Genomic DNA, 25223 nt, shown 5'->3' on the forward strand with positions numbered 1-25223 from the left:
GGGGGCAGATGATGCGCGCGTATCTGGGAATGGCTTTGGTGGCGGTGCTGTTGGCGGGCTGCGCGTCCGATGGGCGGTTGATCAACATCAAATCGGGCGAAACCGGCCCGGATGAATTCGCCATTCTGCCGACACGCCCGTTAACCATGCCCACCGATCTGGCGATGCTGCCCACACCGACGCCGGGCGGGTCCAACATCACCGACCCGACGCCTGCGGCCGATGCCGTGGCCGCGCTGGGCGGCAATCCCGACCGGTTGCAGGATCGCGGCGTGGGGGCGGCGGATACTGCGCTGGTCGCCTATGCCGGGCGTCAGGGGACGGATGCGGGCATCCGCCCCGCGCTGGCGCAGGCCGATGAACAGCATCGCAGCCGCCACGGACGCCGGTTCCTGGAAATCATCGCCGGAACATCCGTCTATCAACGCGCCTATCGCCCGCAGCGGCTGGATTCGGACGCGGAATATCAACGCTGGCAACGGGCAGGGGCGGTGACCTCGACCGCGCCGGGGCGGTGATGTTCGACCCAAGCGCCGCCGATTTCGGGGAAAATCCATGGCCGGCCTATGCGGCGTTGCGGGCGCAGCCGGGCTTGCCGTTCTGGCCGGAATTTGACGGGGTGCTGGCGTCCCGGATGGCGGATGTGCGCGCCATTGCTGTGGATCGCCGTATGGTGCGCGCGGCGGCGGCGTTCATGACCCCTGAACAGGCGCAGGCGCAGAAAATCGCGGCGAATTTCCACGACATGCCGTATCACGAACGGTTCGTGCAAACGTCCATGCTGGACACGGACGGGCCGGATCATGACCGGCTGCGCCGCGCGGTGTTTCCGTTTTTCACCAAAACCCGGCTGGAATCGCTGCGGGGCTTTGTGACGGATTGGGTCGAACAGCGGCTGGATCACCTGATCCCGCTGGGGCGGTTTGATTTCATCGCGGATCTGGCGGCGTTGCTGCCCGCGCAGGTCATCGGCCATCTGATCGGCACCGACCCCGACCGTGCGCCCGACATGACGCGGTGGTCGGATGATGTCGTCAGCTATTTCGACATTGACCGGACGGCGGCGAAAAAGGCGCGGGCCGAGGATTCGACCCGCCTGTTCCACGACCTGTTGATCGCGTTGGAACGCGACCGCCGCGCCGCTCCGCGCGATGATCTGATGACGGCGATAATCGCGGTGCAGGACAGCGGCGGGATCAGCCATGACGAATTGATCGCCACGATCATGCAGATTTTGCATGCGGGGCATGGATCGACCACCGACGCGCTGGGCAGCGGGATGGCGGCGCTGATGGCGCATCCCGACCAGATGGCGCTGCTGCGCGCGCATCCCGACCTGATGCCGCAGGCGGTGCAGGAAATGTTCCGCTATGCCGCGCCGCTGCCGTTTTTCCACCGATTCGCGTCGCAGGATATTACCGTGGCGGGGCAGGACTGGCCGAGGGGGACAAAGTTCGGGCTGCTCTATGCCAGTGCGAATCGCGACGGGGCGGCGTTTGCCGATGCGGATCGCTTTGATGTGACGCGGCATCCGAATCTGCATCTGGGATTCGGCGCGGGGCCGCATGTCTGTTTGGGCAACAATCTGGCGCGGCTGAATATGGGGGTTCTGTTCACCGCGCTGCTGGCGCGGGTGGGGGCGATTGAACCGGACGGGCCAGCCGAATGGAAAACCGGGTTGCAGGCGCATGGTCCCACGCGCCTGCCGGTGCGGGTCCGTTAACCGTAATTATTGTTAACCGTAAGTCCGCGCGCCAAAGATCGCGCTGCCCACGCGAATATGCGTCGCGCCATGGGCAATGGCGGATTCGAAATCGCTGCTCATCCCCATGGACAGGCTGGGCAGGCCGTGATCGCGCGCCAGATCACGCAGCAGGGCGAAATGCGGGGCGGGGTCGTCCTGTTCCGGCGGGATGCACATTAACCCAGAGGGGCGCAGGCCCAGTTCCGCGCAGGATGACAGGAAAATCGGCAGCTCATCGACCAGAATCCCGGCCTTTTGCGGCTCGTCCCCGGTGTTGACCTGAACAAACAGGTCGGGGCTGCGGCCCTGTTCGTCGATCTGCGCGGCCAGACGGCGGGCCAGCGTCATGCGGTCCAGCGTGTGAATGGCGTCGAACAACTGCACGGCCTGTTTGGCCTTATTCGACTGCACCGGGCCGATCATGTGCAGTTCGACGCCCGCGTATGCGTCGCGCCAGTCGGGCCATTTGCCCTGTGTTTCCTGCACATAGTTTTCGCCAAACACCCGATGCCCGGCATCCAGCACGGCGCGCACCCGTTCCGGCGGCTGCACCTTGCTGACGGCGATCAGTTTCACACTGCCGGGGGCGCGCCCGGCGGCCAATTCTGCCGCAGCGACGCGGCGCGTGATGTCATTCAGTCCCATGACCGCACAAGACAAAAAGAAACCGGCGGGTGCAAGCCCTGACAGCGCGCGGGATGGTGAGGTCTGTGAAACCCGTGACCCAGCCGCGATGCAGGGGCCGAGATCATCGGGCGGTCGCCTGCCATCCGCGCCTGATTCGGGGATCGGGCTTTGCGGGGCGCGCGGGCGCGGCATTGGATTCGACGGGCGCGGCGTCCCTGAATGTCGGTGCGGCGGGGGGATGCGCGTGGGGAAATGAAAAACGGCGGGCACAAGGCCCGCCGTTTCATTGCGTTGATCGCAGGGATCAGAAGTTGAACTGAACGCCCATGTCAGCAACGGTGTCCGACTTGCCCAGTTCGGCGCGACGAACGATGCCGCCGTTCAGTTTAGCGCCGCCGCCCAGATCGTAGGTTGCGCCGATGCCAGCGTAACGGCCGATGGTCGAGGTTTTGCCTTCGACGTGACGGTAGAAGCCGGTCAGGTCAACGCCACCTTCCAGTTTGTAAGCAGCCGAGATACCAGCTTGGTATTTGGCTTCTTGGCCACCGATGGAGTAGTTGTTGAACGAGCCGTAGTTGGCGCGGATGGTCGCGTTTTCAACTTTGGCTTCGCCGCCGATGATGATCTGGGTCGCACGCTTAGCAGCGCTGCGGTCGCGCAGGTTTTCGTAGCCCAGGCCGACTTTGTAGCCGTCGAAGGCATACGACACGCCCAGAGCGTAAGCTTGGTTGGTGCGAGTGCCTTGGCTGTCCACGGCACCGACGGCGCCGCGGCCTTCAACGCCATCGTTGAACGATGCGGCAAAGGTCAGGCCGTCCATGGTGTAGGTGTACAGAGCGCCCGGGTTGTCTGCGCTTGCGCCGACTTTCAGGAACGTGTTTTCGTGACGGTCGCCCAGACCGGTCAGGCCAACGCCGTGGATGTGCGGCACTGCAACCAGAGCAGCCGAGTCAGCATCGCCGAATTCCAGCTTGCCGAATTCGCCTTTCATCCACACGCTACCACGACGGCCGGTCGATGCATCGCCAGCTTGGTGAGCGCGGAACGAAGCGCCATATTCCAGACCGGTGTCGGTCGAGCCGGACATGTTGAACTGAACGCGAGCGCGCGAGGTCAGGTTAACGTCGTTGCCGTCGTACACCATACCCATGCGGGCGTCGCCTTTCAGCGAAATATCAGCAGCAGCAACGCCAGCCGACAGGATCAGCGCGGTGGAGGCGATAAGAGCCTTTTTCATGATCGTGTTCCCTCTTGATCTCTCTGTTGCCCAAACCCGCTTTCGGCCTTGGGTATGCGTTCTGTTTGATCCTTTCGCCCCCGTCTTGCAACGAATTCCCGGCCTGCTTGATTTCAAGCCGTTTTGTGTGATGCACAACCGCCACACCTCCAATTCGCCCCAAGACGCGCGTAAGATGCTTGCCCGACGGCGGCAATCCGGGCTAATGCTGCGAAAGCCTGATGAAAAACGGGGAAACCGCATGACCTACGCATCCGCCGCGCGCCTGATGATGACTGTTACGATGTGCGCCGGATTGGCCGCATGTGGGATGTTCGGGGGGGGGCGCACGCAGCCCGCCGCCGCTCCGCAACAGACCGAATCGACCATCTGGGATCTGTTCGGCAACCGCGAAAACCCCAATTTCACCGTCGGCGTGAACAAATATCTGTGGAACGCCAGTCTGGATGTGCTGAATTTCCTGCCGGTGCAGACGATTGACCCCTATACCGGCGTGATCCAGACCGGTTACGGCACGCCGCCGGGGGGCGGGCGCGCCTATCGCGCGACGATCAAGATCAGCGATCCGGCGCTGGACGCGCGCAGCCTTAAGCTGTCCTTGCAGGGTCCGGGCGGCGCGGCCGTCGAACCCGGCACCGTCCGCGCGGTCGAAGACGCGATCCTGACCCGCGCGCGTCAGTTGCGGATCCAAGACGGCCGTCTGTAACAGGGCAGGCGGGGGAACGCCCCGCCCCCACTGGACCATGCGGGCGCTGCGGGCTAAACCCGTCCGGCAATCAACAAAGGTCCACAGCCATGCCCTATACCCCGTCCCACAGCGAATCGCATTGGCAACAGGCTTGGGCGGATGCGGGAACCTTTACCGCCACCCGCGACGACCGCCCGAAATATTATGTGTTGGAAATGTTCCCCTATCCGTCGGGGCGCATCCATATGGGGCATGTGCGCAACTATACCATGGGTGACGTGGTGGCGCGGTTCAAACGCGCCCAAGGTTTCAGCGTGCTGCATCCGATGGGGTGGGATGCCTTCGGGATGCCCGCCGAAAACGCCGCGATGGAACAGGGCGGCCATCCGCGCGACTGGACCTATGCCAATATCGCCACGATGCGCGATCAGCTGAAACCGCTGGGCCTGTCGATCGACTGGTCGCGCGAGTTCGCCACCTGCGACACCGATTACGTCAAGCAACAGCAGACCATGTTCCTTGATATGCTGGAGGCCGGGCTGGTCTATCGCAAATCCGCTCAGGTCAACTGGGACCCGGTCGATATGACCGTGCTGGCGAATGAACAGGTGATCGACGGCAAGGGCTGGCGATCCGGCGCGCAGGTCGAACGGCGCGAGCTGACACAGTGGTTCTTCCGCATCTCCGACTATTCCGACGAATTGCTGTCGGCGCTGGACGGGCTGACCGGCTGGCCGGAAAAGGTCCGCACCATGCAGGCCAACTGGATCGGCAAATCGCGCGGGCTGCAATTCCGGTTCGACACGGTGGACCTGCCCGATTTCCCGCAGATCGAGGTTTACACCACCCGCCCCGACACGTTGATGGGCGCGTCCTTCGTGGCGCTGTCGCCCGATCACCCGCTGGTCAAATCGCTGATGGACCGCCCCGACATCGCCGCCTTTGTCGAGGAATGCCGCAAGATCGGCACGACAGAAGAGGCGATCGAAACCGCGCCCAAGCTGGGTTTCGACACCGGGCTGCGCGTGCGCCATCCGCTGGACCCGGCATGGGAATTGCCGATCTGGATCGCCAATTTCGTGCTGATGGATTACGGCACCGGCGCGATCTTCGGGTCGCCCGCGCATGACGAACGCGACCACGAATTTGCAACGAAATACGCCCTGCCGATCCGCGCCACCTTTGGTCAGCCGGGCATGTCGCAGGAACAGGCCGATGAGCTGGTCACAGCCGCGCCCTATGTGCCGCTGAAATCCGAAACCGTGACCTATGTGCGCGGCTTTGCCGGGGCAACGGATCAAACCGGCGACGATGCCGTGACCGCCGCCATCACCGTGGCCGAACAGGGCGGCTGGGGCGAGAGCGTGACCAAATTCCGCCTGCGCGACTGGGGCATCTCGCGGCAACGCTATTGGGGCTGCCCGATCCCGGTCGTGCATTGCGAGACCTGCGGCACCGTGCCGGAATCCAAGGAAAACCTGCCGGTGCTGTTACCGCTGGACGTCAGCTTTGACACGCCCGGCAACCCGCTGGACCGCCACCCGACCTGGCGGCAGACCACCTGCCCCAAATGCGGCGGCGCGGCGCGTCGGGAAACCGATACGATGGACACATTCGTTGATTCGTCGTGGTATTATGCGCGGTTCACCTCGCCGGGGGCGGCCACGCCCACCGACCGCGCTGACGCCGATTACTGGATGAACGTCGATCAGTATATCGGCGGCATCGAACATGCGATTCTGCACCTGCTGTATTCGCGATTCTTCGCCCGCGCGATGGTGAAAACCGGGCATCTGCCCGATGCGGCGTGCGAACCGTTCAACGCGCTGTTCACGCAGGGCATGGTCACGCATGAGATCTATCAGACCACCGACGCGCAGTCCCGCCCGGTCTATCACCTGCCCGAGGATGTAAGCGACGGCAAACTGGCCGACGGCACGCCGGTGACGGTGATTCCCTCGGCCAAGATGTCGAAATCGAAAAAGAACGTGGTGGACCCGGTGAATATCGTGTCCAGCTTTGGCGCCGATACCGCGCGCTGGTTCATGCTGTCCGACAGCCCGCCCGAACGCGACGTGGAATGGACCGCATCCGGGGCCGAGGCGGCGCATAAATTCCTGGCCCGCGTCTGGCGTCTGGCCGAGGATGTGCAGGATGGCCCCGCCGACCCCGATCTGGCCCGCGCGGCGCATCGCGCCATTGCCGAGGTGACGAAATCCATTGAAACCTTTGCCTTTAACAAGGCGGTGGCGGCGCTTTACACGCTGGCGGGTGCCATCGGCAAATCGCCTGCGGGCGGCGAATCGCGCCGCGATGCGCTGCGGATCATGGCGCAGCTGATGGCACCGATGGTGCCGCATCTGGCCGAAGACCTGTGGCAGATGTCCGGCGGCACCGGCATGGTGGTGGATGCGGCATGGCCGCAGGCCGACCCTGCGCTGTTGCAGGACGACAGCGTGACCCTGCCGATCCAGATCAACGGCAAGCGCCGCACCGAGATCACCGTGCCCAAGGACATGCCCAAGGATCAGATCGAGGCCTTGGTGCTGGCCGATGACACCGTGCAACGCTTTCTGGACGGGGCCGCGATCAAAAAGCTGATCGTCGTGCCCGGCCGCATCGTCAACGTGGTGGCGTGATGGCGATGCGCAGCACCGGGCCGCTTGCTCAGCTCGCCCCCCGCCGGGGCACGCCGCGCCGCACCGTGCTGGCCGCGCTGGCGCTGCTGGCACTGACGGGCTGCGGCATGACCCCGGTCTATGGGCCGGGCAGCCCGGCCAAGGCGCTGTTCGGGCAGGTGCGCCCGAAAGACGCCTCGACCTTCGACGAATTCACCTTTAACCGCCGCATCAGCGAACGGCTGGGACCAGAGGGGGCGGATTACGCCCTGTCCTATACGCTGCGGTTCGGCGCGGTGCCGCAGGGCATCACCCCGGACGAGGTGACGACCCGCTATTCCCTGAACGGCACCGCCGATTTCACCCTGACCGGCCCGGATGGCGCGGTGGTCACGCGCGGGCGGGTCAGCAGTTTTACATCCTATTCCACCACCGGCACGACGATTGCGACCCTGACGGCTGAAGGCGACGCCCGCAACCGGCTGGCCGTCATGCTGGCCGATCAGGTGGTGATGCGGCTGCTGGCCGCCGCCGGGGCCTGATCCGGTGCTGTTGAAGGGGGGCGAAATCGCGCGCTATCTGGCGCGGCCCGATCCGTCGCGCCCCGGTTTGCTGATCTATGGTCAAGACGCCATGCGGGTGGCGTTGAAGCGCGCCGAATCGGTGCGCGCTTTGGTCGGGGAAAACGCCGATCAGGAAATGCGCCTGACCCGGATGCCGGGCGCGGGGCTGAAAAAAGACCCCGCCGCCCTGCTGGACGCGGTGAAAGAGGTGGGCTTTTTCCCCGGCCCCCGTGTGGTTCTGGTCGAGGATACCCCCGATTCGGCGGCGGATGCGGTCCGCGCGGCTTTGGCCGAATGGAACCCCGGCGATGCGGTGATTGTGGTCACGGCGGGGGCGTTGTCGAAAAGCTCGGCCCTGCGGAAGCTGTTTGAAACGCATGGGCAGGCGGCGACCGCGCCCATCTATGACGACCCGCCATCCGAGGATGAGATCACCCGCTGGCTGTCCGATGCCGGTCTGGCGCAGGTGCCGCGCGATGCCATGCGCGATCTGGTGGCGCTGTCGCGTGCGCTGGACCCCGGCGATTTTCGGCAGGTCGTGGAAAAAATCGGGCTGTATAAATATGGCGACCCGGCGCCTCTGACCGGGGACGAAATCGCGTTAATGGCCCCCGCCACGATCGAAGGCGATCTGGATGAGCTGATCCATCTGGTCGCGGAACGCCGCGAGGGGGACTTTGGCCCGATGATGCGCCGGATCGAATCGCAGGGCATCGCGCCCGTCACCCTGTGCATCGCCGCGCTGCGCCATTTCCGCGCGCTGCATCTGGCGGCGGCGGATCCGGCGGGGCCGGGGGTGGCGCTGTCGCGGGCGCGCCCGCCGGTCTTTGGCCCCCGGCGCGACCGCATGGCGCGTCAGGCGCAATCCTGGGGGATGGGGCCGTTAGAGGACGCCGTGGCGCTGTTGCTGCACACCGATATGACGCTGCGATCCAGCAGTCGCGCGCCCGCTATGCCATTGATTGAACGGGCGTTATTGCGGCTGGTCATGCGGCCGCGGGGGCGGCGGTGATGGAACGGGTCGATGCGCTGATCATCGGCGCAGGCCCTGCGGGCCTGATGGCGGCCGAGGTTCTGGCCGCGCCCGGTCGTCGCGTCGTCGTGGCCGAGGCCATGCCGACGCCCGCGCGCAAATTCCTGATGGCGGGCAAATCCGGGCTGAACCTGACGCGGGATCAGGACTGGCCGGATTTCGTGTCGAATTTCACCGGCGGAACCGGGGCGCTGCCCCGGACCCCGGGATATTTTTGCACAGAAGATAACTATGGTCCCGCGCAGGTCATGGATTGGGCGCGGGGCCTGGGGATTGATCTGTTCACCGGATCGACGGGGCGTGTTTTTCCGGTGGGGATGAAGGCGTCGCCTCTGTTGCGGGCATGGCTGGCGCGGCTGCGGTCGCAGGGTGTCGATCTGCGCGTTCGGTGGCGGTGGGTTGGCGGCGCGTTTCGGTTCGACACACCGGACGGGATGCGGGCGATTGCGCCGCGCGTATGTGTGTTGGCGGTGGGCGGGGCGAGTTGGCCCCGGTTAGGGTCGGATGCCGCCTGGGTGCCGGGTCTGGCTGCGCAGGGTGTTGATATTGCGGATTTTCGTCCGGCGAATATGGGGTTCCGCGTGGATTGGTCGCCGCATATGGCGGGGCATTTCGGCGCTGCGGTCAAGGGTGTGGCGATCCGTGTCGGCGATCAGGTCAGCCGGGGCGAATGGGTGATCAGCCGCCACGGGATTGAGGGGGGCGGCGTTTACGCGGTCGCCGCCGCGATGCGGGACGGGGCGGCGGCGGCGGTTGATCTGGCCCCGGATCTGTCGGTGGATGCGTTGGCTGCGCGGTTTGCGCGTCCGCGGGGGAAATTGTCGCGTGGCAATTGGCTGCGTCGCGTGCTGGGCGATCCGGTGCGGGTGGCCTTGGTGCAGGAATGGGGCAGGGATTTTCCTGACACGCCAATGGGTTGGGCTGTGCTGGCGAAATCGCTGTCCTTGCGTCATTCCGGGCCGTTCGGGTTGGAACGTGCGATTTCATCCGCGGGCGGCGTGACCGATGCCGCGCTGACGCCGGAACTGGAGTTGCGCGCGCTGCCGGGGGTCTTTGCCGCCGGGGAAATGCTGGACTGGGAGGCCCCGACCGGCGGCTATCTGTTAACCGGCTGTCTGGCGACAGGGCGGATGGCGGGGCAATCCGCGCTTAGGCATTTGTTAGGGAATTGCGGCTAATCTGGGGGCGAATCGCTTTGGATGCATTATGACCCTGTTTCTGATCCTGTTATGCTTGTGTGGCCCGCTGATAGGCGGGGCGGGCGCGCATCTGGTCCAGATAATTCGACAGCCGCGATTCGGTGATCGGGAACCGCGCCGTCAGCGCCCAATCCAAACAATGCGTCAAGATAATATCCGGCACTGTCAGGTGATCGCCCATCAGAAACCGACCTTCGCCCATCCGGTGAATCAGGGTTTTCTGGCTGGTTTCAAATTCCCACCGCAGCGTGTTTTTGATCGCGGAAAGCCGCATTTCTTCGGGCAGGATAAAGCTGTGGCGCGCGGCCAGCCACAGCGCCGCGTCAAATTCGTCCAGCAAAAACTGGGTCAAACTGTCCTGACGCGCGCGGTCCAGCGTCCCGGCGGGGCAGGTCATCTGCCCGTGCTTATCCGCCAGATAGGTCAGAATCGCCGTCGAATCGGTGATCGGCGTGCCGTCGTCAATCAGAACCGGCACTTTGCCGGTGGGGTTGAACTGGACCACGCCTTCGGTCCGGGGGGTGGCGGGGATGTGGCGATAGGGCTGGCCCAATTCGTTCAGCATCCACAACACGCGGAACGCGCGGCTTTTGCCCGTGCCGATGACGCTATACATCCATCCCCCCTTTGGCCCCCATCAGGCGCGGCGGCACGATGCCAGTTGCACCCGATACATTTCGGACCGCGACCCGACCTGAGACGCCACGCGCAGCAGCCACGGTTTGCTGTTATGGCTGCCGCGCGAATAGCCGCCCCGGCCTTCGTGATAGGCCAGATATTGCCGCCCGGCGTCGTGTTTCGACAGGCCCAGCCGTTGCTGGCTGCCATGCATATACCAGCCCATAAAATCGGTCGCGTCACGGATATTATCGCGCTGCGCCCGACGGTTGCCCGTGTCGCGCTGATATTCTTCCCATGTCGCGTCCAGGGCCTGGCTGTAACCATAGGCGCTGCTTTGGCGGCCAATCGGGATCACGCCCAGCGCATATTGATGCGGCGTGCGCGCATTGCCGATAAAGCGCGATTCCTGATACATCGTCGCCATCTGCACATGCACCGGCACGCCCCATTTCGCCTGAGTCCGCTGCATCGCGCGGAAATAGGCGGGCCGTTCCGCCGCAAAGGCACAGGCGTTGTCCATATTGCGCGGCGCGCTGTAATTTCCGCCGCCACCACAGGACGCAACAAGACCCACAATGGCCAGTCTCAGCAGCCAGTTCATTCTGCCCTCGATTATCTGCTCTCGTTTTTTAGACATCTTACGGGAAATCACGCCAAGGTGAAATGCACAAAGCCTGCGATCACACAGACATGACCGCCTGCACCGCGCGGGTCCATGCGGAATAACGCGCATCGCGGGTCGCGGTGTCCATCTGCGGGGTGAAACGGCGATCCAGCCGCCAATTGCGGGCGTAGTCATCAGGCGGCGGACACAGCCCCGCGCGATAGCCCGCCAGCCACGCCGCGCCTTGGGCCGTGGTTTCGGTGTTCACGGGGCGGTCCACCGGCGCGCCGATGATGTCGGCCAGAAACTGCATCGCCGGTTCGCTGGCCGACATGCCGCCATCCACGCGCAGCACCGCATCGCCTCCGGTCCAGTCGGCGCGCATCGCATCCATCAGGTCGCGGGTCTGGAAACCGACGCTTTCCAATGCGGCGCGGGCCAGTTCGGCGGGGCCGGTGTTGCGGGTCAGGCCGAAAATCGCCCCCCGCGCCTGCGGGTTCCAATAGGGCGCGCCCAAGCCGGTAAAGGCCGGGACCATGATCACACTTTGGCTGTCATCGGCGCGCGCCGACAGGGCGGCGGTATCCGACGCCGCGCCAATCACGCCCAACCCGTCGCGCAGCCACTGCACCACGGCGCCCGCAATGAAAATCGACCCTTCCAGCGCATAGGTGGTCTGGCCATCCAGACGACAAGCAATCGTCGTCAACAGCCGGTTTTGCGACCGCACCGCCTGCGGTCCGGTGTTCAGCAACGCAAAGCACCCGGTGCCATAGGTCGATTTGACCATCCCCGGCGTGAAACAGGCCTGCCCCACGGCGGCGGCCTGTTGATCGCCCGCCACGCCGAAAATCGGCACCGGGCGGCCAAACAGATCGGCGCGCGTCACGCCAAAATCATCGGCGCTGTCCAGCACGCGCGGCAGGATCGAGCGCGGGATGTTGAACAGGCGGCACATCTCATCGGACCAGTCGCCGCGGTGAATGTCATACAGCATCGTGCGGCTGGCATTGGTGGCGTCGGTGACATGCGACGCGCCCCCGGTCATCCGCCAGATCAGAAACGTGTCCACGGTGCCAAACGCCAACTGACCCGCCGCCGCCCGGTCCCGCGCGCCCGGCACATGATCCAACAGCCACGCGATTTTCGTCGCGCTGAAATACGGATCCAGCAACAGCCCGGTGGTGGCGGTGACGGCATCCTCGGCCCCGTCACCCTTCAGGCGCGCGCACAGATCGGCGGTGCGGCGGTCCTGCCAGACAATCGCGTTGTGGATGGGCTGGCCGGTGGCGCGGTCCCAGATGACCACGGTTTCGCGCTGATTGGTGATGCCGATGGCGTCAATGCGCGGCGCGCCGGCCTTTTCAATCGCACCGCGCGCGGTCGCGGCAATCGAACTCCACAGATCGTCCGGGTCATGCTCGACCCAGCCCGATTGCGGGAAATGCTGGGGAAATTCCTGCTGCGCCGTCGCGCGAACGGTCAGATCATCGTCAAACACAACCGCCCGCGATGATGTCGTTCCCTGATCCAAGGCCAGAATGGTCATCGCACCCCCCTTATCTTCTGTGCACAAATATCCCCGCCGGAGGCATCCGCACTATCCCCCCGCGCCCCCCGCACCATCAGGGCGCAACAGCGCGTTCAGCGCCTGCAAATGATCGGCCCCCGCATCCCGCAACAGCGATTCTAACGCGCGGTAATGCGCCAAAACGGCCTGCCCGGTCGGGGTCACGCTGGCACCGCCGCCGCCCGTGCCGCCGCGACTGCTGTCAATCACCGGATCGGCAAAGGCGATGTTCATTTCCTCAACCAGCGTCCATGCGCGCTTATAGCTCATGCCCATTTCGCGGGCGGCGGCGGAAATTGACCCCAGCCGGTCGATGCGCGCCAGCAATTCCGCCTTGCCCGGCCCCAGGATCAGCGGCGAATCATATTCCAGCCGCAATTTGATGCGCAGCCGGGGGCCGGTGGTGGTCATGGATGCCTCTTGCGTTATTCCGATGCACCATAACGCATTGCGCATCGCGCTGCAATTTCAACCGGGATTATTCCTTGCGACCCATGCGCGCGGGGCTATGGTGGTGCGGACCAAAACGGGGGAGTGGTTATGTCCAGCAATGAAATCGTGATCCTGTCGGGCGCGCGCACGGCGATTGGCGGCTTTGGCGGCAGTCTGGCAGGGGTCCCGCCCACGGAACTGGCCCGCATCGTGACGCAGGCCGCGATCGAACGCGCGGGTCTGACGCCGGACCAGATCGGGCAGGTGGTCTTTGGCCATGTGCTGAACACCGAACCGCGCGATATGTATCTGTCGCGGGTGGCGATGCTGGATGCGGGCGTGCCCGAGGAAACCCCGGCGATGAACGTGAACCGCCTATGCGGGTCGGGGGTGCAGGCGGTGGTGTCGGCCACGCAGGCGCTGATGCTGGGCGACGCCGATTTCGCCATAGCCGGGGGCGCCGAAAGCATGAGCCGCGCGCCCTATGCCATGACCTCGGCCCGGTTCGGGGCCAAGATGGGCGATCAAAAGGTGCTGGACATGATGACCGGCGCGCTGACCTGCCCGATGGGAACCGGGCATATGGGCGTGACGGCGGAAAATGTCGCGGCTGAATACGGCATCACGCGTCAGGCTCAGGATGATTTCGCGCTTGAATCGCAACGCCGCGCGGCGGCAGCGATTGCGGCGGGCCATTTCCGCGATCAGATCGTCCCGGTTGAGGTGAAAGCCCGCAAAGGCATGGTCGCCTTTGACACCGACGAACACCCCAAGGACACCAGTCTGGACCAGCTCGCCGGACTGCGCCCGGTGTTCCAAAAAGACGGCAGCGTGACAGCAGGCAATGCCAGCGGCATCAATGATGGCGCGGCGGCGATTGTTCTGGCGCGCCGCGACGCCGCCGAAGGTGCGGGCCTGACGCCGCGCGCGCGGATTACGGGCTATGCGATTGCGGGCGTGCCGCCGCGCGTGATGGGGATTGGCCCCGTGCCTGCGGTGCGGGCTTTGCTGGAAAAAACCGGCCTGACGGCGGGGGATTTCGACGTGATCGAATCGAACGAAGCCTTTGCCGCCCAAGCTTTGGCCGTGACGCAGGAACTGGGGCTGGACCCGGCGCGCGTGAACCCCAATGGCGGCGCAATTGCGCTGGGCCATCCGGTCGGAGCAACGGGCGCGATCCTGATCGTCAAGGCTCTGGCTGAATTGGAGCGCACGGGCGGCAAGCGCGCCCTGATCACCATGTGCATCGGCGGCGGTCAGGGCATCGCGCTGTCCATCGAACGGTGACGCATCGGATTTCGATAACGGGGGATGGCGGGCCACGGCTGGCCATCCTGCTGTCGGGATTGCGGTATTTCTGTGACCGCCCCCTGCTGGCGGGGGCGGGGCAGGTGATGCGTGATCACGGTCACGATCTGGCGCAGGTTGATTTTGGCTATGCCGATGATCCTGATTTCATGGCCCTGCCCGAAGGCGACCAAATCGCGCGCATCCACGCCGATGGCTGTGCGGTCCTGGACCATTGCCGCACGCAGCGACCGGGCGCGGCTGTGACGATCATCGGCAAATCGCTGGGGACGATTGCGATGGCGGGCATGGTCACGCGAGGTCTGCCAGATGACACCCGGCTGGTGTGGCTCACGCCATCCTTGCGCGGCACCGGGCTGGCGCGGATCATCACAGGGGCGGGCGTTCCGGCCTTGAGCCTGATCGGAGATCGCGACCCGTCCTATGCCGACAGCCGCGCCCCCGAATATCGCGCGGCGCGGCATTTGACCCATATTGAAATCGCGGGCGCCGATCACGGATGGGATGGCGTGGATGGGCGCGATGTTTTGACGCCCGCCTTGTCGACTCTGCGTGCTTGGGTGAGGCGCGCGGGTTGACAGCGGGCAGGGGGGCCAGCCCCCCATCCGCGTTCCGCGGATTCCCCCCCGGGATATTTTTGCACAGAAGATAGGCGGACGGCGTTTTTATCTTCTGTGCGCAAATATCCCGGGGGTCCGGGGGCTGGCCCCCGGCGGGCGCGGGACGCACAGCCGGTTTTGCAATATAAAACGGGCTGTCCAGATCAGACAGCCCGCGAGATCCACGGAGATGGTCCGGTTAGGGATGGAAAATCCGCCCGGTTCCCAATCAGGGTTTACGACCCTTGGGGCTGCCCTTAGGTCACGGCCCCCCTGACTGTTCCGACACCTCTCTCCACTATCACTCTAGACAATGGACCACCTCCTTTCACACGTGTTGCCGTTGATAGCAGGGTGACACAGTGGCGGAATCTGTCAATGCAAATTTATATGACAGGGCGCAACAAATAGCGGGTGATGTATTTGAAAGGCACAAGGGCCAGTATCACCAAGGCCAGTTTCAGCATCCAATCCGCCACGGCCAGCGACACCCACAGGGGCGCGTCCGGGCCCATGCCGATCAGCGGGACGACGTCGTTCGCCCAGCCCGTGTTGTCGTCATGGGGCAGGGCGGCGGAAAAGGCGATGCCGAAAAACATCGCCGTATCCACGGCCGATCCGATCACGGATGACGCCAGCGGCGCGCGCCACCAACGACCGTCGCGCAGGGCGTTGAACACCGATACATCCAGCAGCTGCGCCACCAGAAAGGCCAGACCTGACCCGATCGCGATGCGCAGCGTGGTGGCCTCCAGCCCCGCCGCCACGATGGACGACAGCACGCCGACGACAAAACCGGCCAGCACAACCCGCCGCGCCGCCGCCGCGCCATAGACGCGATTCATCACATCGGTGACCAGAAACGCAAAGGGATAGCTGATTGCCCCCCAGGTCAGCCAGTCACCCAGCATAAATTGAACAAGAATATTGGACGCCACGACAATCGCGGCCATGGCAAGAATGCCGGGCAGATAACGCATTTGGATTTCCGTTTTACAAGGTTGCGGAAGAACTCGGCCCTTTATGGGCAGCGCGGGCCATAGGGGGCGGTTCGCGCTTTGTCAATCGCGTTAGTCGAGGCGCAGGCGGTATTCCACAATCTCGGTCCGTTGGATGCGCAGAAAATTATCGTCGGAAATCAGCGTGATGCGCAGCCCAGTGCCGTCATCCCAGACCGAGATTCCTTCCAGATTGTCGAACTGCATCGGGTGGGTGGTCAGCAGGATTTCGTCATCCTGCACCCCATCATCGGTCAACTGCATCCGCCGGATGCGCGAGGCAAAGCCCAGCAGCCCCCGAAAATCGCGTTCCAGCACATACAGCCAGCCATCCGGCCCGAAATCCGCGCCTGTTATCAACCAGTTGTCGTCCCGGCGAATCTCAGCCACGCGCGCCCAGCGGTCGCCGTCACGCGCCAGAACGGTGAAAGGCGTCGCCGCATTGGCGGACCCTTCGGGAATCGCAATCAGGGTGCCGTCGCGAATCGCCAAAGCCTCGATCCCGGTATTCACATCCATCCCTGGCAGGCGCGGCAGGTGGGGCGTGGCAATCGCGCGGTCATGAGGATCGTCATAGCCGACAATGCGGTGGTCGCCTTCAAAGCTGATCCAGATGCGGCCGTCATCGCCAATGGCGATGCCTTCGCTGTCGCCGCGCGTATCGGGGGGCAGGGGGTGGCCCCAAATATCGCGCAAATTGGCGATGTCGTCGATGGTCAGGCCGGTGATGCGGCCCGTATCATCGCGCGCGATTGTGCCGCGAAACAGATGCGCACGGTCGGTCACGGCGTGGAACCGGCTGCCGTCTTCGGTGACCTCAATCCCCGAAAAACCGCCAAAATTCGGATCCGAATCGCGCCAGATATAGGTGCCGATATGGTCCAGAACCGCGCCCGCACAGGCTGGCGCGGCGAACAGGATCGCCGCAATCAGCGCGGCGAATTGGCGACGGTGTAGCATTGGCTTGGCAGATCGCTCATCCGATAGGTGCGGGGGTGGCGATAATTGGGGTCGGGCGGTGTCGGTTTCACGCGGCTGGGATTGGCGCGGTTGTTGATCCATTCCTGCGCCTCGGCGCAGCCATCCCCGGCGGGGGGCGCGTCCTGGCGGCGGCAGATCGACCCCTGCGGGCAGGCCATGCGGACGTGGAAATGGAAATCATGCGCGTTGATCGGGCGCACCTTGCGCAGCCAGCTGCGGTCGCCCCGCTCCATCTGGCACATGGCGACCTTGGCCACCGGGTCCACCAGAATACGTTCCACCCGCGGATCACGGGCGGCGGCGCGCATGATCTGAAAATGCCCCTGCGTCCAGTTGTTCGACAGCCCCAGCCCGTTGCGGGCCACCACCGACACGGATGACAGGTTTTCGCGCTGTTGCCGCGACAGGTTCAGCGATGAGGGCGGCAGCATCCAGATGTCGGCATCCAGCCCGATCTGATGGCTGGCATGACCCGAGGTCATCGGCCCGCCGCGCGGCTGGCTGATGTCACCGATATACAGCCCCTGCCAACCGGCCTGCTGAGCCGCGCGCGACAGCCCGATCAGAAAGTCGATCATCACCGGATGCCCCCAATGACGGTCCCGCGACAGGCGCATCGCCTGCCAGCTGGGGCCGCTTTCGGGCAGTTGCACCATGCCCTGCGCGCAGCCTTGGCTGTAATATCCGATGGACACGGCCGGTCCCTGTGACGGGGTGCGGAAACTGCCGAAAACGTCTTTGGCCAGCGGGTCGGCGGCGACGGGCAGGGCCATGCCCAGCATCATCGCGGCGGCGGTCAGGGTTTTTCGGATCAAGGCGCCTCTCCTTCGGGTTTGACCCAGATTAGCAGAATAAGCGCGACAAGAAAGATCACGATCAGGGGAAGAAAGCCAATCTGTTGATTTCCCGTCAAATCCGTGGTGATCGCAATGGCGGCGGGGGCCAGAAACGCGGTCGCCTTGCCGGACAGAGCATAGAGACCGAACCCCTCGGTCGCGCGTTCGGGGGTGGTGTGGCGCACCATCATGGTGCGGCTGGCGGCCTGCAACGCGCCGCCTGCGCCGCCAATCACCGCGCCACAGATGAAAAACAACAGATCGGGCAGGCGCAACCCGGCCAAGACGGGCGCGGCAGGTGCGGGAATACCAAATATTGTTTCCGTATCCATCCCGATCAACAACATACAGACCGCCATCAGGGCCAGCGTACAGGCGATAATCACCGCGCGCGGCCCGAATTGCCGATCCGCGCGCCCGCCCAGCCAACTGATCACCGCCGCCGACACCGCGCTGATCACGCCAAACACGCCCGCCAGAAACACCGGCCAGCCCAGCACCGTCCCGGCATAGACGCCGCCAAACCCATACAGCGCATTCAGCGCATCGCGCGAAAACATGGACGATGCCAACCACGCCGCCAGACTGCGCCGGTGCCGCAGGCTGCGGATCAACGCCCACAGATCGCGCAGCGCCGCGCCGATCTGAACGGGACGATGGCCGCCACGCCCTTCGCGAACCCACAGAAAAAACGGGATCATAAAAACGATATACCACAGCGCGACAAAGGGGCCGACGAATCGCGTGCCCTCACGCTGGGCGGCGTCCAGCCCGAACAGGGGATCAATCCCGATCAGCGTGCGCCCGGTCGGCGTTTCGGCAAACAACGCCAGCATGATCGCCAGCGACACCACCCCACCGACATAGCCAAAGGCATAGCCCGACCCCGACACCCGCCCGATTTCCGCGCGCGGCGCCAGTCCGGGCAGTTGGGCATTTGTAAAAATCGTTGTAAATTCAACGCCGATCATACCGATGCCAAACAACACAACGGCCTGAATCAGCGCGGGCTGGTCCGGCATCAACCACCACAGCCCCGCCGAGCCAATCACATACAGCCCCGAAAAGCCCCAGATCCAGATCATCCGCCGACCCGAACTGTCGGCAATCGCGCCCAAAATCGGGGCCAGCATCGCAATGATCGCGCCCGACACCGCCAACCCATAGCCCCACAGCGATTGCGCCCGCGCACCCGCCTGCGCAGCCGTCGCGCCGCCTGCGATAAAATGGGTCTGCGCGACCTCGGCGAAGTAAATCGAAAAGATAAACGTCAACAACAGCGTATGATAGGGCTGGCTGGCCCAGTCAAAGAACCACCATCCCCAGATACGCTTGCGGTCCATGCCGGCCCTTATCTTCTGTGTTTAAATATCCTGCGGGGGTCCGGGGGTGCAAAACCCCCGGCGCTCGCCCGCATAAGGCCCCAGTCGCGGTTCATTCGCAACCACATTATCCAGACAATTTTATCTATTCCCGCGCAAAATGGCCATGTCCGCATCCGCACTCAGAACCGGAGGCCAAGGACGCCCGGCATCGGCGGCGATCCATGCCTGAACCCAATCGGGCAGGGGCGGGCTGACCGGATCAACGCCCAGTTCGGCGGCGATCTCGGCGGTTGGGACAATCCCCGCAGCCGACGTTACGGCGGTGCGCACCAGCATGTGATTGCAACACTCAGCCCCCTTCCACATCGACTGTTCCATATACAGAAACCGCGCATCCCAGCCGACCAGTCGCGATACCATGGTAAATCGGTCGAACATCTTGATCCGACGGCGATAACGCACGGAATTGCCCGCCACGGTGATGCCCCAGCCCCGCTTGCGCAGCACCGAAATCAGGCCGGTTCGCTGCGCCAGAGGCAGCCGCCCCAGATCATACAGCGTCAGCGTGCGCCCGTTGTTCAGCTCGATCCACGGATCCAGATCCCAGGGCCAGCAGATATGCGTTGAAATATGCGCGTCCGTCGCGGCCAGCCGTGGCGCGTTGCGGTATTTCAACATCTCTTTCGCGAAACGGATCAGGGGATACATGGCGGTTCCTTTGGGGCAGGGTTGCCCCCGATTGGCGCGCCTTTCCCCGCAGGTCAAGATTAACACGGCGGCAACCATGATTTCAGTCTGCCATTGCGCAAAAACGCGCTTTGCCCTAGGCAGAGCGGGAAATTTCGTGGGAAAGGTGCGTGGATGCAGGGCTTTGGTGGGAAAAAGCCGCTGGTCGGTCTGGTCGGCTGGCGGGGCATGGTCGGTTCGGTTCTGATGGACCGGATGACGGAAATGGGCGATTTCGACCATATCGACCCGATTTTCTTTTCCACATCAAACGCCGGTGGCACCGCGCCGCGGGGCGATCAGCCGCTGGCCGATGCCTTTGATCTGGCGGCGCTGTCGCGCTGTGACGTGATCCTGACCTGTCAGGGCGGCGATTACACCGGGCAGGTGTTTGGCAAATTGCGCGCCGATGGCTGGAACGGCCATTGGATCGACGCGGCATCGACGCTGCGCATGGAAAATGACGCGGTGATCGTGCTGGACCCCGTCAATATGGGCGTGATCCGCGATGCCATGGCGCGCGGTGGGCGCAACTGGGTTGGCGGCAATTGCACCGTGTCCTGTATGCTGATGGGCGTGGGCGCGCTGTTTAAGGCGGGCTTGGTGGAATGGATGTCCACGCAGACTTATCAGGCGGCCTCGGGCGGGGGGGCGCAGCATATGCGCGAATTGCTGACCCAATATGGCGCGCTGAACGGGTCGGTGGCCGATCTGCTGGCCGATCCGAAATCGGCCATTCTGGACATCGACCGTCAGGTTCTGGCCCGGCAACAGGCGATGCTGAACAGCGACGAATCCAAACAATTCGGCGCGGTTCTGGGCGGGTCGCTGATCCCGTGGATCGACAAGGATCTGGGCAACGGCGTGACCCGCGAAGAATGGAAGGGCATGGCCGAAACCAATAAAATCCTGGGCCTTGGTCCTGATGCGGTGGTTGAATCGAACGAACCGGCGATCCCGGTTGATGGGTTCTGTGTCCGCGTGGGGGCGATGCGGTGCCATTCGCAGGCGCTGACCTTCAAACTGCGCCGCGATGTCCCCGTGGATGAGATCGAGGGCATGATCGCCGCCGACAACGAATGGGTCCGCGTGGTTCCCAACAATCGCGATGACACGCTGCGCGATCTGACCCCGGTTGCGGTCACCGGCACGCTGACCATCCCGGTGGGCCGCATCCGCAAACTGGCCATGGGGCCGGATTATCTGGGCGCGTTCACGATTGGCGATCAATTGCTGTGGGGCGCGGCGGAACCGCTGCGCCGGATGCTGCGTATTCTGGTCGAGGGTTAAGATATGGTCACCCTGTATCAGGCGCTGCAACTGATTTTGCAGGTGGTGTGGTTCGTGATGATTGTGCATATCATCATGTCCTGGCTGATTAATTTTCAGGTGCTGAATTTGCGTCAGCCTCTGGTCGCGCAGATTTGGGACGGGCTGAACCGCCTGCTGGAGCCGGTTTACGGCCCGATCCGGCGGATGCTGCCCAATACGGGCGGGCTGGATCTGGCGCCTCTGATCGTGTTCATCGGCATTATCATCCTGCGCAGCGCCTTGGCGAATAACGCGGGCTTTTTCTACGGGTATTGATGCCAAACGACCTTCTGCGGCAGGTCTGGGGCTTTGACGGTTTTCGCCCCGGTCAGGGCGAGATTGTGCAGGCCGTCGCGGATGGTCAGAATGTGCTGGCGATCATGCCCACGGGCGGCGGGAAATCGCTGTGCTTTCAACTGCCTGCGCTGATGCGGGGCGGGGTGACGCTGGTCATATCGCCGCTGATTGCGCTGATGCGCGATCAGGTGCGGGCCTTGCGTGCGGCGGGCGTCGCCGCGGGCGCGCTGACCAGCGGCAACACCGATGCGGAAACGGATCAGGTCTTTGCGGCGCTGAATGACGGCGCGCTGAAGCTGCTCTATATGGCGCCGGAGAGGTTGGCCTCGGGCGGGACGCTGGGCTTGCTGCGGCGCGCCGGGGTGACCGCCATTGCCGTGGATGAGGCGCATTGCGTCAGCCAATGGGGCCATGATTTTCGCCCCGATTATCTGCGCATCGGCGAATTGCGCGCGGCGTTAGGCGTGCCGTTATCGGCGTTTACGGCAACAGCGGATGCGGAAACGCGCGCCGAAATTGTGCAGCGCCTGTTTGGTGGGGCGGAGCCGGTCACGTTCCTGCGCGGCTTTGACCGGCCCAATATCCGGCTGGCCTTTCAGCCCAAGGACAGCCCGCGGCGGCAATTGCTGCAATTCGTGGCCGCGCGTCGGGGGCAGTCGGGCATCATCTATTGCGCGGCGCGCGCGCGCACCGAAACGCTGGCCGATGCGTTGAACGCTGACGGTCACAGCGCCGTCGCCTATCACGCGGGGCTGGACGCCGACACCCGCCGCGCGGTCGAAGCGCGGTTTCAGCGCGAAGACGGGCTGGTCGTGGTGGCGACGATTGCGTTCGGCATGGGCATTGATAAGCCTGATATTCGCTGGGTTCTGCACGCCGATCTGCCCAAGTCGATCGAAGGTTATTATCAGGAAATCGGCCGCGCCGGTCGCGACGGCGACCCGGCCGAGGCACTGACGTTGTATGGTCCCGACGACATCCGCCTGCGCCGCGCCCAGATTGACGAAGGGCTGGCCGATGGTCCCCGCAAAACCGCCGATCATGGGCGGCTGAACGCTCTGCTGGGTTTGGCCGAATCGACGGGCTGCCGCCGCCGCCGTCTGTTGGCCTATTTCGGTGAAGATAGGGCGGATGATTGCGGGAACTGCGATATTTGCCTGCATCCGCCGCGTTTGTTTGACGGCACGCAGGCCGTGCGCAAGGCGCTGTCGGCGATGCTGCGGACGGGCGAATGGTTCGGATCAGGCCATCTGATCGACGTGCTGACCGGCAATGTCACCGACAAGGTGCGCGAACGCGGGCATGACCAATTGCCGACCTTTGGCGTGGGGCGCGAACATTCCCGCCCGCAATGGCAGGCGATTTTCCGGCAGATGATGGGGCTGGATCTGTGCCGCCCCGACCCCGAACGCCATGGCGCGTTGTTCCTGACCGAAACCGGCCATCCGGTCTTGCGGGGCGAAGAAACGGTGACGCTGCGCCATGACGTGACCCTGCGCGCCAAGGGCGGCAATGTGGTAAAGACGCAGGTGTCGGAAGAAGACGAGCCGCTGCTCTCTGCGCTCAAGGCCAAGCGCCGCGCTTTGGCCGAGGCGGCGCGCGTCCCCGCCTATGTCATTTTCCCGGACCGCACCCTGATCGAAATGGCGGAAAAACGCCCCGGCGATCTGGACGCCATGGCGCGGATCGGCGGGGTGGGGGCGAAAAAGCTGGAAAGCTATGGCGCGGCGTTTTTGTCGGTCATTGCGGGCGATGTGGCTGACATGCACCCCACGCGGCGCAAGCTGGCGGGCCGTGCCGAAGGCGCGTTGTTTGACCGGCTGATGGCCGCGCAAAACCGCCTGTCGCGCGGGGCCGATGGCACGGAAAAGCCGTTATCCTGCACCCATTCGACCCTGCGCGCGATTGCGGAACGCAAGCCCACGACCTTAGATCAGCTGGCGCGGATCGGCGGCATGGGGGATCAGCGGGTCGAACGATTCGGCGACGCCTTTCTGGCCGAGGTCGCGGCGGATTGACGGGTTGCCCCAAAAGATGAGTATTTAGGCACAGAAGAAGCAGTGTCGGTTGGATCGCGGGATTTACGATGAGGTATTAATCATGATGCAACGATCATATCGAATATTGCCTGTGCCGTTCGAGCTGCCAAGATTGGTTGCCGTCATTGGCCTGCACTACGATCTTGAGGGGTTCAGGATATTGCTTACAGATGTTTCTGTGCCGACGACATTCAGAAACTTCAGATTTTCCTTCTCGTCAACCCCGTTTGCCGTGCGAATGATTGATGAGGGCGACTATTTAACGACGGCGACACCAGCAGGAGGGTTGTTCTCGGAAGTTGAAAGCTCAGAATATCTTGAGTGGTTGCATCGAGAAAGTCAGCATGTCCGCGCCGGGCAGAATTTGAAGCATTGTGCGATATACTCGATGTCTGAGTGCGTCGACATCATACATTCCGAGGTGCCGAAAATCTGCGAGCTATAAGGGGCATCACGACCGGCGCACGCAAACATCATCGCGAATGGCGTCCATCCGCGTTTGTAAAATGGGCCTGAGCCGTCCGGCGATTCTCGGCAGTGTTTTGGAGGCCAATTGACGTGACCGAATGATTAAGCATGACCCAATACCGTGAAGGCCGACGGCCGGCACCTAAAAACGGTGTGGTGTTTGTTGGCAGGGCGGCGGATGACCCGCCGCCGCCATTGTTACAATTGGCCGAACGCCCCGGCGCGAAAATCGGTGATGGCCTGACGGATTTCGGCGTCGGTGTTCATCACAAACGGACCATAGGCCGCGATGGGTTCGTCAATCGGCTGACCGGCAAGGATCAGCAGCTTTGAATCGCTCACTGCGGCAATCTGCACCGCGCCGCCATCCCGCGACAGCCGCGCGGTTGCCGGGCCGGTCAGGCGGGTGCCGTTCACCGTCACATCGCCCGACAGCGCCACGACGATGACGTTATGCCCATCCGTCGGGGTCAGAACCGTATCCGCCCCCGCATCCAGCCGCAGGTCCAGCACATCCATGGGGGTAAAGGTCCGCGCCGCCCCCTGCACATCGCCGTAATCCCCTGCAATCACGCGCAGCCGCCCGCCCGGCAGATCCACCACCGGAATATCGGCGTCGCGGATGCCCTGATAACCGGGCGCAGTGTCTTTGTCGCGCGCGGGCAGGTTCACCCACAGCTGCACCATTTCAAAATCGCCCCCCGTGGCGGTAAAGGCAGGACTGTGGAATTCTTTGTGCAGGATGCCGCGGCCTGCGGTCATCCATTGCACATCCCCCGGCCCGATCACGCCGCCGCGCCCGGTCGAATCGCCATGTTCCACCTCGCCCTGATACACGATGGTGACGGTTTCGAATCCCTTATGCGGGTGAACATCGACGCCGCGCGGGGTGGTCGCAGGGTCAAAATGATGCGGCCCGGCATAGTCCAGCATCAAAAACGGCGTCGTGTCGGCCCCCGAAGCGGGCGAAAACAGCGACCGAACGGGAAAACCGTCGCCAACCCAATGACCATGCGGCGCGGTGGTGGTTTCTATGATTCTGCGCATTTTAGGCTCCTGTGGGGCGGGTTACGCCCTTTGGGGGTAAGGTGGGGTGAGTTTGACGAACGACAAGCAGCCAATCGTTCGATAAAAGCGAACACTGGCTTTGGTGATTCTGTGCGACTCGTGGGCATATGTCTGGATTTATGACAGCTTTATGGCGCGCGGAGTGTTTTGGGGTGTATAAAGCCATAATAAAATCAGTCCCTTACCATTTTCTTTCATGTTTCTGTCATTTTTCTCTTGCACCGCTGATCTCTGCCGCTTAGATACGCCTTCACCGAGACGGCGCGGGTCGCTGGATTGGTTGCCTTGATGGCTGGTTGCTTCTGTGATGGGGCGCTGAAAAAAGTTAGGA

Annotated in this window: 26 protein-coding genes; 13 read left to right on the forward strand and 13 right to left on the reverse strand. The window is 63.7% G+C overall.

The window, feature by feature from the left end; all coding sequences use genetic code 11:
- The first annotated feature begins 8 nt into the window (after window positions 1-8).
- A complete protein-coding gene (locus Q4G20_RS11770) occupies window positions 9-518 on the forward strand; it encodes a DUF3035 domain-containing protein (RefSeq protein ID WP_368660799.1) in 510 nt (169 codons plus the stop codon).
- The gene (locus Q4G20_RS11775; RefSeq protein ID WP_303343648.1) at window positions 518-1723 is read left to right on the forward strand and encodes a cytochrome P450; all 1206 of its coding nucleotides are present in this window, start codon (window positions 518-520) and stop codon (window positions 1721-1723) included. Before Q4G20_RS11770 ends, Q4G20_RS11775 begins: the two co-directional genes overlap by 1 nt.
- Before the next feature lie 12 nt (window positions 1724-1735).
- Here Q4G20_RS11775 and Q4G20_RS11780 read toward each other — a convergent pair whose 3' ends face one another.
- Both Q4G20_RS11780 and Q4G20_RS11785 read right to left on the reverse strand, forming a co-directional pair.
- On the reverse strand, window positions 1736-2389 hold the full coding sequence (locus Q4G20_RS11780) for a YggS family pyridoxal phosphate-dependent enzyme (RefSeq protein ID WP_303343649.1): 654 nt from the start codon (window positions 2387-2389) through the stop codon (window positions 1736-1738).
- A 286-nt stretch (window positions 2390-2675) separates the two neighbouring features.
- Complete coding sequence (locus tag Q4G20_RS11785; RefSeq protein ID WP_303343650.1) at window positions 2676-3608, reverse strand: porin; 933 nt, start codon at window positions 3606-3608, stop codon at window positions 2676-2678.
- Between the two features lie 241 nt (window positions 3609-3849).
- Between Q4G20_RS11785 and Q4G20_RS11790 the strand changes: the two genes are divergently transcribed.
- The 5 genes from Q4G20_RS11790 (at window position 3850) to Q4G20_RS11810 (ending at window position 9688) form a co-directional block, all read left to right on the forward strand.
- Entirely contained in the window at window positions 3850-4314 is a 465-nt protein-coding gene (locus Q4G20_RS11790; RefSeq protein ID WP_303343651.1) for a DUF3576 domain-containing protein, read from the forward strand.
- A gap of 89 nt (window positions 4315-4403) precedes the next feature.
- Window positions 4404-6935: a leucine--tRNA ligase gene (gene leuS, locus Q4G20_RS11795; protein WP_303343652.1), complete on the forward strand. Its 2532-nt coding sequence runs from the start codon at window positions 4404-4406 to the stop codon at window positions 6933-6935.
- Window positions 6935-7456, forward strand: coding sequence for an LPS assembly lipoprotein LptE (gene lptE / locus Q4G20_RS11800; protein WP_303343653.1), 522 nt, complete (start codon window positions 6935-6937; stop codon window positions 7454-7456). The genes leuS and lptE overlap by 1 nt, the downstream gene beginning before the upstream one ends.
- Before the next feature lie 4 nt (window positions 7457-7460).
- Window positions 7461-8489 (forward strand): DNA polymerase III subunit delta, encoded by a 1029-nt coding sequence (gene holA, locus Q4G20_RS11805; RefSeq protein WP_303343654.1) that lies wholly within the window; start codon window positions 7461-7463, stop codon window positions 8487-8489.
- Window positions 8489-9688: a TIGR03862 family flavoprotein gene (locus tag Q4G20_RS11810; protein ID WP_303343655.1), complete on the forward strand. Its 1200-nt coding sequence runs from the start codon at window positions 8489-8491 to the stop codon at window positions 9686-9688. Before holA ends, Q4G20_RS11810 begins: the two co-directional genes overlap by 1 nt.
- Before the next feature lie 49 nt (window positions 9689-9737).
- Here Q4G20_RS11810 and Q4G20_RS11815 read toward each other — a convergent pair whose 3' ends face one another.
- From Q4G20_RS11815 to Q4G20_RS11830, 4 genes are all read right to left on the reverse strand, one after another.
- Window positions 9738-10325, reverse strand: a complete 588-nt coding sequence (locus tag Q4G20_RS11815) for a glutathione S-transferase family protein (RefSeq protein ID WP_303343656.1) — start codon at window positions 10323-10325, stop codon at window positions 9738-9740.
- 21 nt (window positions 10326-10346) lie between these two features.
- A complete protein-coding gene (locus Q4G20_RS11820) occupies window positions 10347-10931 on the reverse strand; it encodes a lytic transglycosylase (protein ID WP_303343657.1) in 585 nt (194 codons plus the stop codon).
- Between the two features lie 79 nt (window positions 10932-11010).
- The gene (glpK, locus tag Q4G20_RS11825) at window positions 11011-12483 is read right to left on the reverse strand and encodes a glycerol kinase GlpK (protein WP_303343658.1); all 1473 of its coding nucleotides are present in this window, start codon (window positions 12481-12483) and stop codon (window positions 11011-11013) included.
- A gap of 51 nt (window positions 12484-12534) precedes the next feature.
- Entirely contained in the window at window positions 12535-12915 is a 381-nt protein-coding gene (locus Q4G20_RS11830; RefSeq protein WP_303343659.1) for a winged helix-turn-helix domain-containing protein, read from the reverse strand.
- A gap of 129 nt (window positions 12916-13044) precedes the next feature.
- Here Q4G20_RS11830 and Q4G20_RS11835 point away from each other — a divergent pair, with 129 nt between their 5' ends.
- Window positions 13045-14223, forward strand: coding sequence for an acetyl-CoA C-acyltransferase family protein (locus Q4G20_RS11835; RefSeq protein WP_303343660.1), 1179 nt, complete (start codon window positions 13045-13047; stop codon window positions 14221-14223).
- Window positions 14220-14822 (forward strand): hypothetical protein, encoded by a 603-nt coding sequence (locus tag Q4G20_RS11840; protein WP_303343661.1) that lies wholly within the window; start codon window positions 14220-14222, stop codon window positions 14820-14822. The genes Q4G20_RS11835 and Q4G20_RS11840 overlap by 4 nt, the downstream gene beginning before the upstream one ends.
- Before the next feature lie 407 nt (window positions 14823-15229).
- Here Q4G20_RS11840 and Q4G20_RS11845 read toward each other — a convergent pair whose 3' ends face one another.
- The 5 genes from Q4G20_RS11845 to Q4G20_RS11865 form a co-directional block, all read right to left on the reverse strand.
- Window positions 15230-15829: a VUT family protein gene (locus tag Q4G20_RS11845; protein ID WP_303343676.1), complete on the reverse strand. Its 600-nt coding sequence runs from the start codon at window positions 15827-15829 to the stop codon at window positions 15230-15232.
- Window positions 15830-15913: 84 nt separating this feature from the next.
- Window positions 15914-16801 carry an esterase-like activity of phytase family protein gene (locus tag Q4G20_RS11850; protein WP_303343662.1) on the reverse strand — a complete coding sequence of 296 codons (888 nt, stop codon included), beginning with the start codon at window positions 16799-16801 and terminating at the stop codon, window positions 15914-15916.
- Window positions 16771-17637 carry a penicillin-insensitive murein endopeptidase gene (mepA, locus tag Q4G20_RS11855; RefSeq protein ID WP_303343663.1) on the reverse strand — a complete coding sequence of 289 codons (867 nt, stop codon included), beginning with the start codon at window positions 17635-17637 and terminating at the stop codon, window positions 16771-16773. Before mepA ends, Q4G20_RS11850 begins: the two co-directional genes overlap by 31 nt.
- Window positions 17634-19001: an MFS transporter gene (locus Q4G20_RS11860; protein ID WP_303343664.1), complete on the reverse strand. Its 1368-nt coding sequence runs from the start codon at window positions 18999-19001 to the stop codon at window positions 17634-17636. Before Q4G20_RS11860 ends, mepA begins: the two co-directional genes overlap by 4 nt.
- 120 nt (window positions 19002-19121) lie before the next feature.
- On the reverse strand, window positions 19122-19691 hold the full coding sequence (locus Q4G20_RS11865; RefSeq protein WP_303343665.1) for a thioesterase family protein: 570 nt from the start codon (window positions 19689-19691) through the stop codon (window positions 19122-19124).
- A 153-nt stretch (window positions 19692-19844) separates the two neighbouring features.
- On the opposite strand from Q4G20_RS11865, the gene asd reads away from it, so the two are divergent.
- From asd to Q4G20_RS11885, 4 genes are all read left to right on the forward strand, one after another.
- The gene (gene asd, locus Q4G20_RS11870) at window positions 19845-20999 is read left to right on the forward strand and encodes an aspartate-semialdehyde dehydrogenase (protein WP_303343666.1); all 1155 of its coding nucleotides are present in this window, start codon (window positions 19845-19847) and stop codon (window positions 20997-20999) included.
- Window positions 21000-21002: 3 nt separating this feature from the next.
- On the forward strand, window positions 21003-21296 hold the full coding sequence (locus Q4G20_RS11875; RefSeq protein WP_303343667.1) for a YggT family protein: 294 nt from the start codon (window positions 21003-21005) through the stop codon (window positions 21294-21296).
- Complete coding sequence (recQ, locus tag Q4G20_RS11880) at window positions 21296-23335, forward strand: DNA helicase RecQ (protein WP_303343668.1); 2040 nt, start codon at window positions 21296-21298, stop codon at window positions 23333-23335. Before Q4G20_RS11875 ends, recQ begins: the two co-directional genes overlap by 1 nt.
- 82 nt (window positions 23336-23417) lie before the next feature.
- Window positions 23418-23801: a hypothetical protein gene (locus tag Q4G20_RS11885; RefSeq protein WP_303343669.1), complete on the forward strand. Its 384-nt coding sequence runs from the start codon at window positions 23418-23420 to the stop codon at window positions 23799-23801.
- Window positions 23802-24022: 221 nt separating this feature from the next.
- Here the strand turns inward: Q4G20_RS11885 and Q4G20_RS11890 are convergent, their stop codons facing one another.
- Both Q4G20_RS11890 and Q4G20_RS11895 read right to left on the reverse strand, forming a co-directional pair.
- Window positions 24023-24871, reverse strand: a complete 849-nt coding sequence (locus tag Q4G20_RS11890) for a pirin family protein (RefSeq protein WP_303343670.1) — start codon at window positions 24869-24871, stop codon at window positions 24023-24025.
- 138 nt (window positions 24872-25009) lie between these two features.
- On the reverse strand, window positions 25010-25223 hold a 214-nt coding region (locus Q4G20_RS11895; RefSeq protein ID WP_303343671.1), incomplete at its 5' end, for a hypothetical protein.

It is taken from the genome of Paracoccus sp. (in: a-proteobacteria), from assembly GCF_030538495.1.
Taxonomy (GTDB): domain Bacteria; phylum Pseudomonadota; class Alphaproteobacteria; order Rhodobacterales; family Rhodobacteraceae; genus Paracoccus.

Bases quoted from the DNA above. Each gene is read 5' to 3' on its own strand.
- Q4G20_RS11770 (WP_368660799.1), top strand. From the start codon at position 9: ATGATGCGCGCGTATCTGGGAATGGCTTTGGTGGCGGTGCTGTTGGCG.
- Q4G20_RS11775 (WP_303343648.1), top strand. From the start codon at position 518: ATGTTCGACCCAAGCGCCGCCGATTTCGGGGAAAATCCATGGCCGGCC.
- Q4G20_RS11780 (WP_303343649.1), bottom strand. From the start codon at position 2,389: ATGGGACTGAATGACATCACGCGCCGCGTCGCTGCGGCAGAATTGGCC.
- Q4G20_RS11785 (WP_303343650.1), bottom strand. From the start codon at position 3,608: ATGAAAAAGGCTCTTATCGCCTCCACCGCGCTGATCCTGTCGGCTGGC.
- Q4G20_RS11790 (WP_303343651.1), top strand. From the start codon at position 3,850: ATGACCTACGCATCCGCCGCGCGCCTGATGATGACTGTTACGATGTGC.
- leuS (WP_303343652.1), top strand. From the start codon at position 4,404: ATGCCCTATACCCCGTCCCACAGCGAATCGCATTGGCAACAGGCTTGG.
- lptE (WP_303343653.1), top strand. From the start codon at position 6,935: ATGGCGATGCGCAGCACCGGGCCGCTTGCTCAGCTCGCCCCCCGCCGG.
- Q4G20_RS11810 (WP_303343655.1), top strand. From the start codon at position 8,489: ATGGAACGGGTCGATGCGCTGATCATCGGCGCAGGCCCTGCGGGCCTG.
- Q4G20_RS11815 (WP_303343656.1), bottom strand. From the start codon at position 10,325: ATGTATAGCGTCATCGGCACGGGCAAAAGCCGCGCGTTCCGCGTGTTG.
- Q4G20_RS11820 (WP_303343657.1), bottom strand. From the start codon at position 10,931: ATGAACTGGCTGCTGAGACTGGCCATTGTGGGTCTTGTTGCGTCCTGT.
- glpK (WP_303343658.1), bottom strand. From the start codon at position 12,483: ATGACCATTCTGGCCTTGGATCAGGGAACGACATCATCGCGGGCGGTT.
- Q4G20_RS11830 (WP_303343659.1), bottom strand. From the start codon at position 12,915: ATGACCACCACCGGCCCCCGGCTGCGCATCAAATTGCGGCTGGAATAT.
- Q4G20_RS11835 (WP_303343660.1), top strand. From the start codon at position 13,045: ATGTCCAGCAATGAAATCGTGATCCTGTCGGGCGCGCGCACGGCGATT.
- Q4G20_RS11850 (WP_303343662.1), bottom strand. From the start codon at position 16,801: ATGCTACACCGTCGCCAATTCGCCGCGCTGATTGCGGCGATCCTGTTC.
- Q4G20_RS11860 (WP_303343664.1), bottom strand. From the start codon at position 19,001: ATGGACCGCAAGCGTATCTGGGGATGGTGGTTCTTTGACTGGGCCAGC.
- Q4G20_RS11865 (WP_303343665.1), bottom strand. From the start codon at position 19,691: ATGTATCCCCTGATCCGTTTCGCGAAAGAGATGTTGAAATACCGCAAC.
- asd (WP_303343666.1), top strand. From the start codon at position 19,845: ATGCAGGGCTTTGGTGGGAAAAAGCCGCTGGTCGGTCTGGTCGGCTGG.
- Q4G20_RS11875 (WP_303343667.1), top strand. From the start codon at position 21,003: ATGGTCACCCTGTATCAGGCGCTGCAACTGATTTTGCAGGTGGTGTGG.
- recQ (WP_303343668.1), top strand. From the start codon at position 21,296: ATGCCAAACGACCTTCTGCGGCAGGTCTGGGGCTTTGACGGTTTTCGC.
- Q4G20_RS11885 (WP_303343669.1), top strand. From the start codon at position 23,418: ATGATGCAACGATCATATCGAATATTGCCTGTGCCGTTCGAGCTGCCA.
- Q4G20_RS11890 (WP_303343670.1), bottom strand. From the start codon at position 24,871: ATGCGCAGAATCATAGAAACCACCACCGCGCCGCATGGTCATTGGGTT.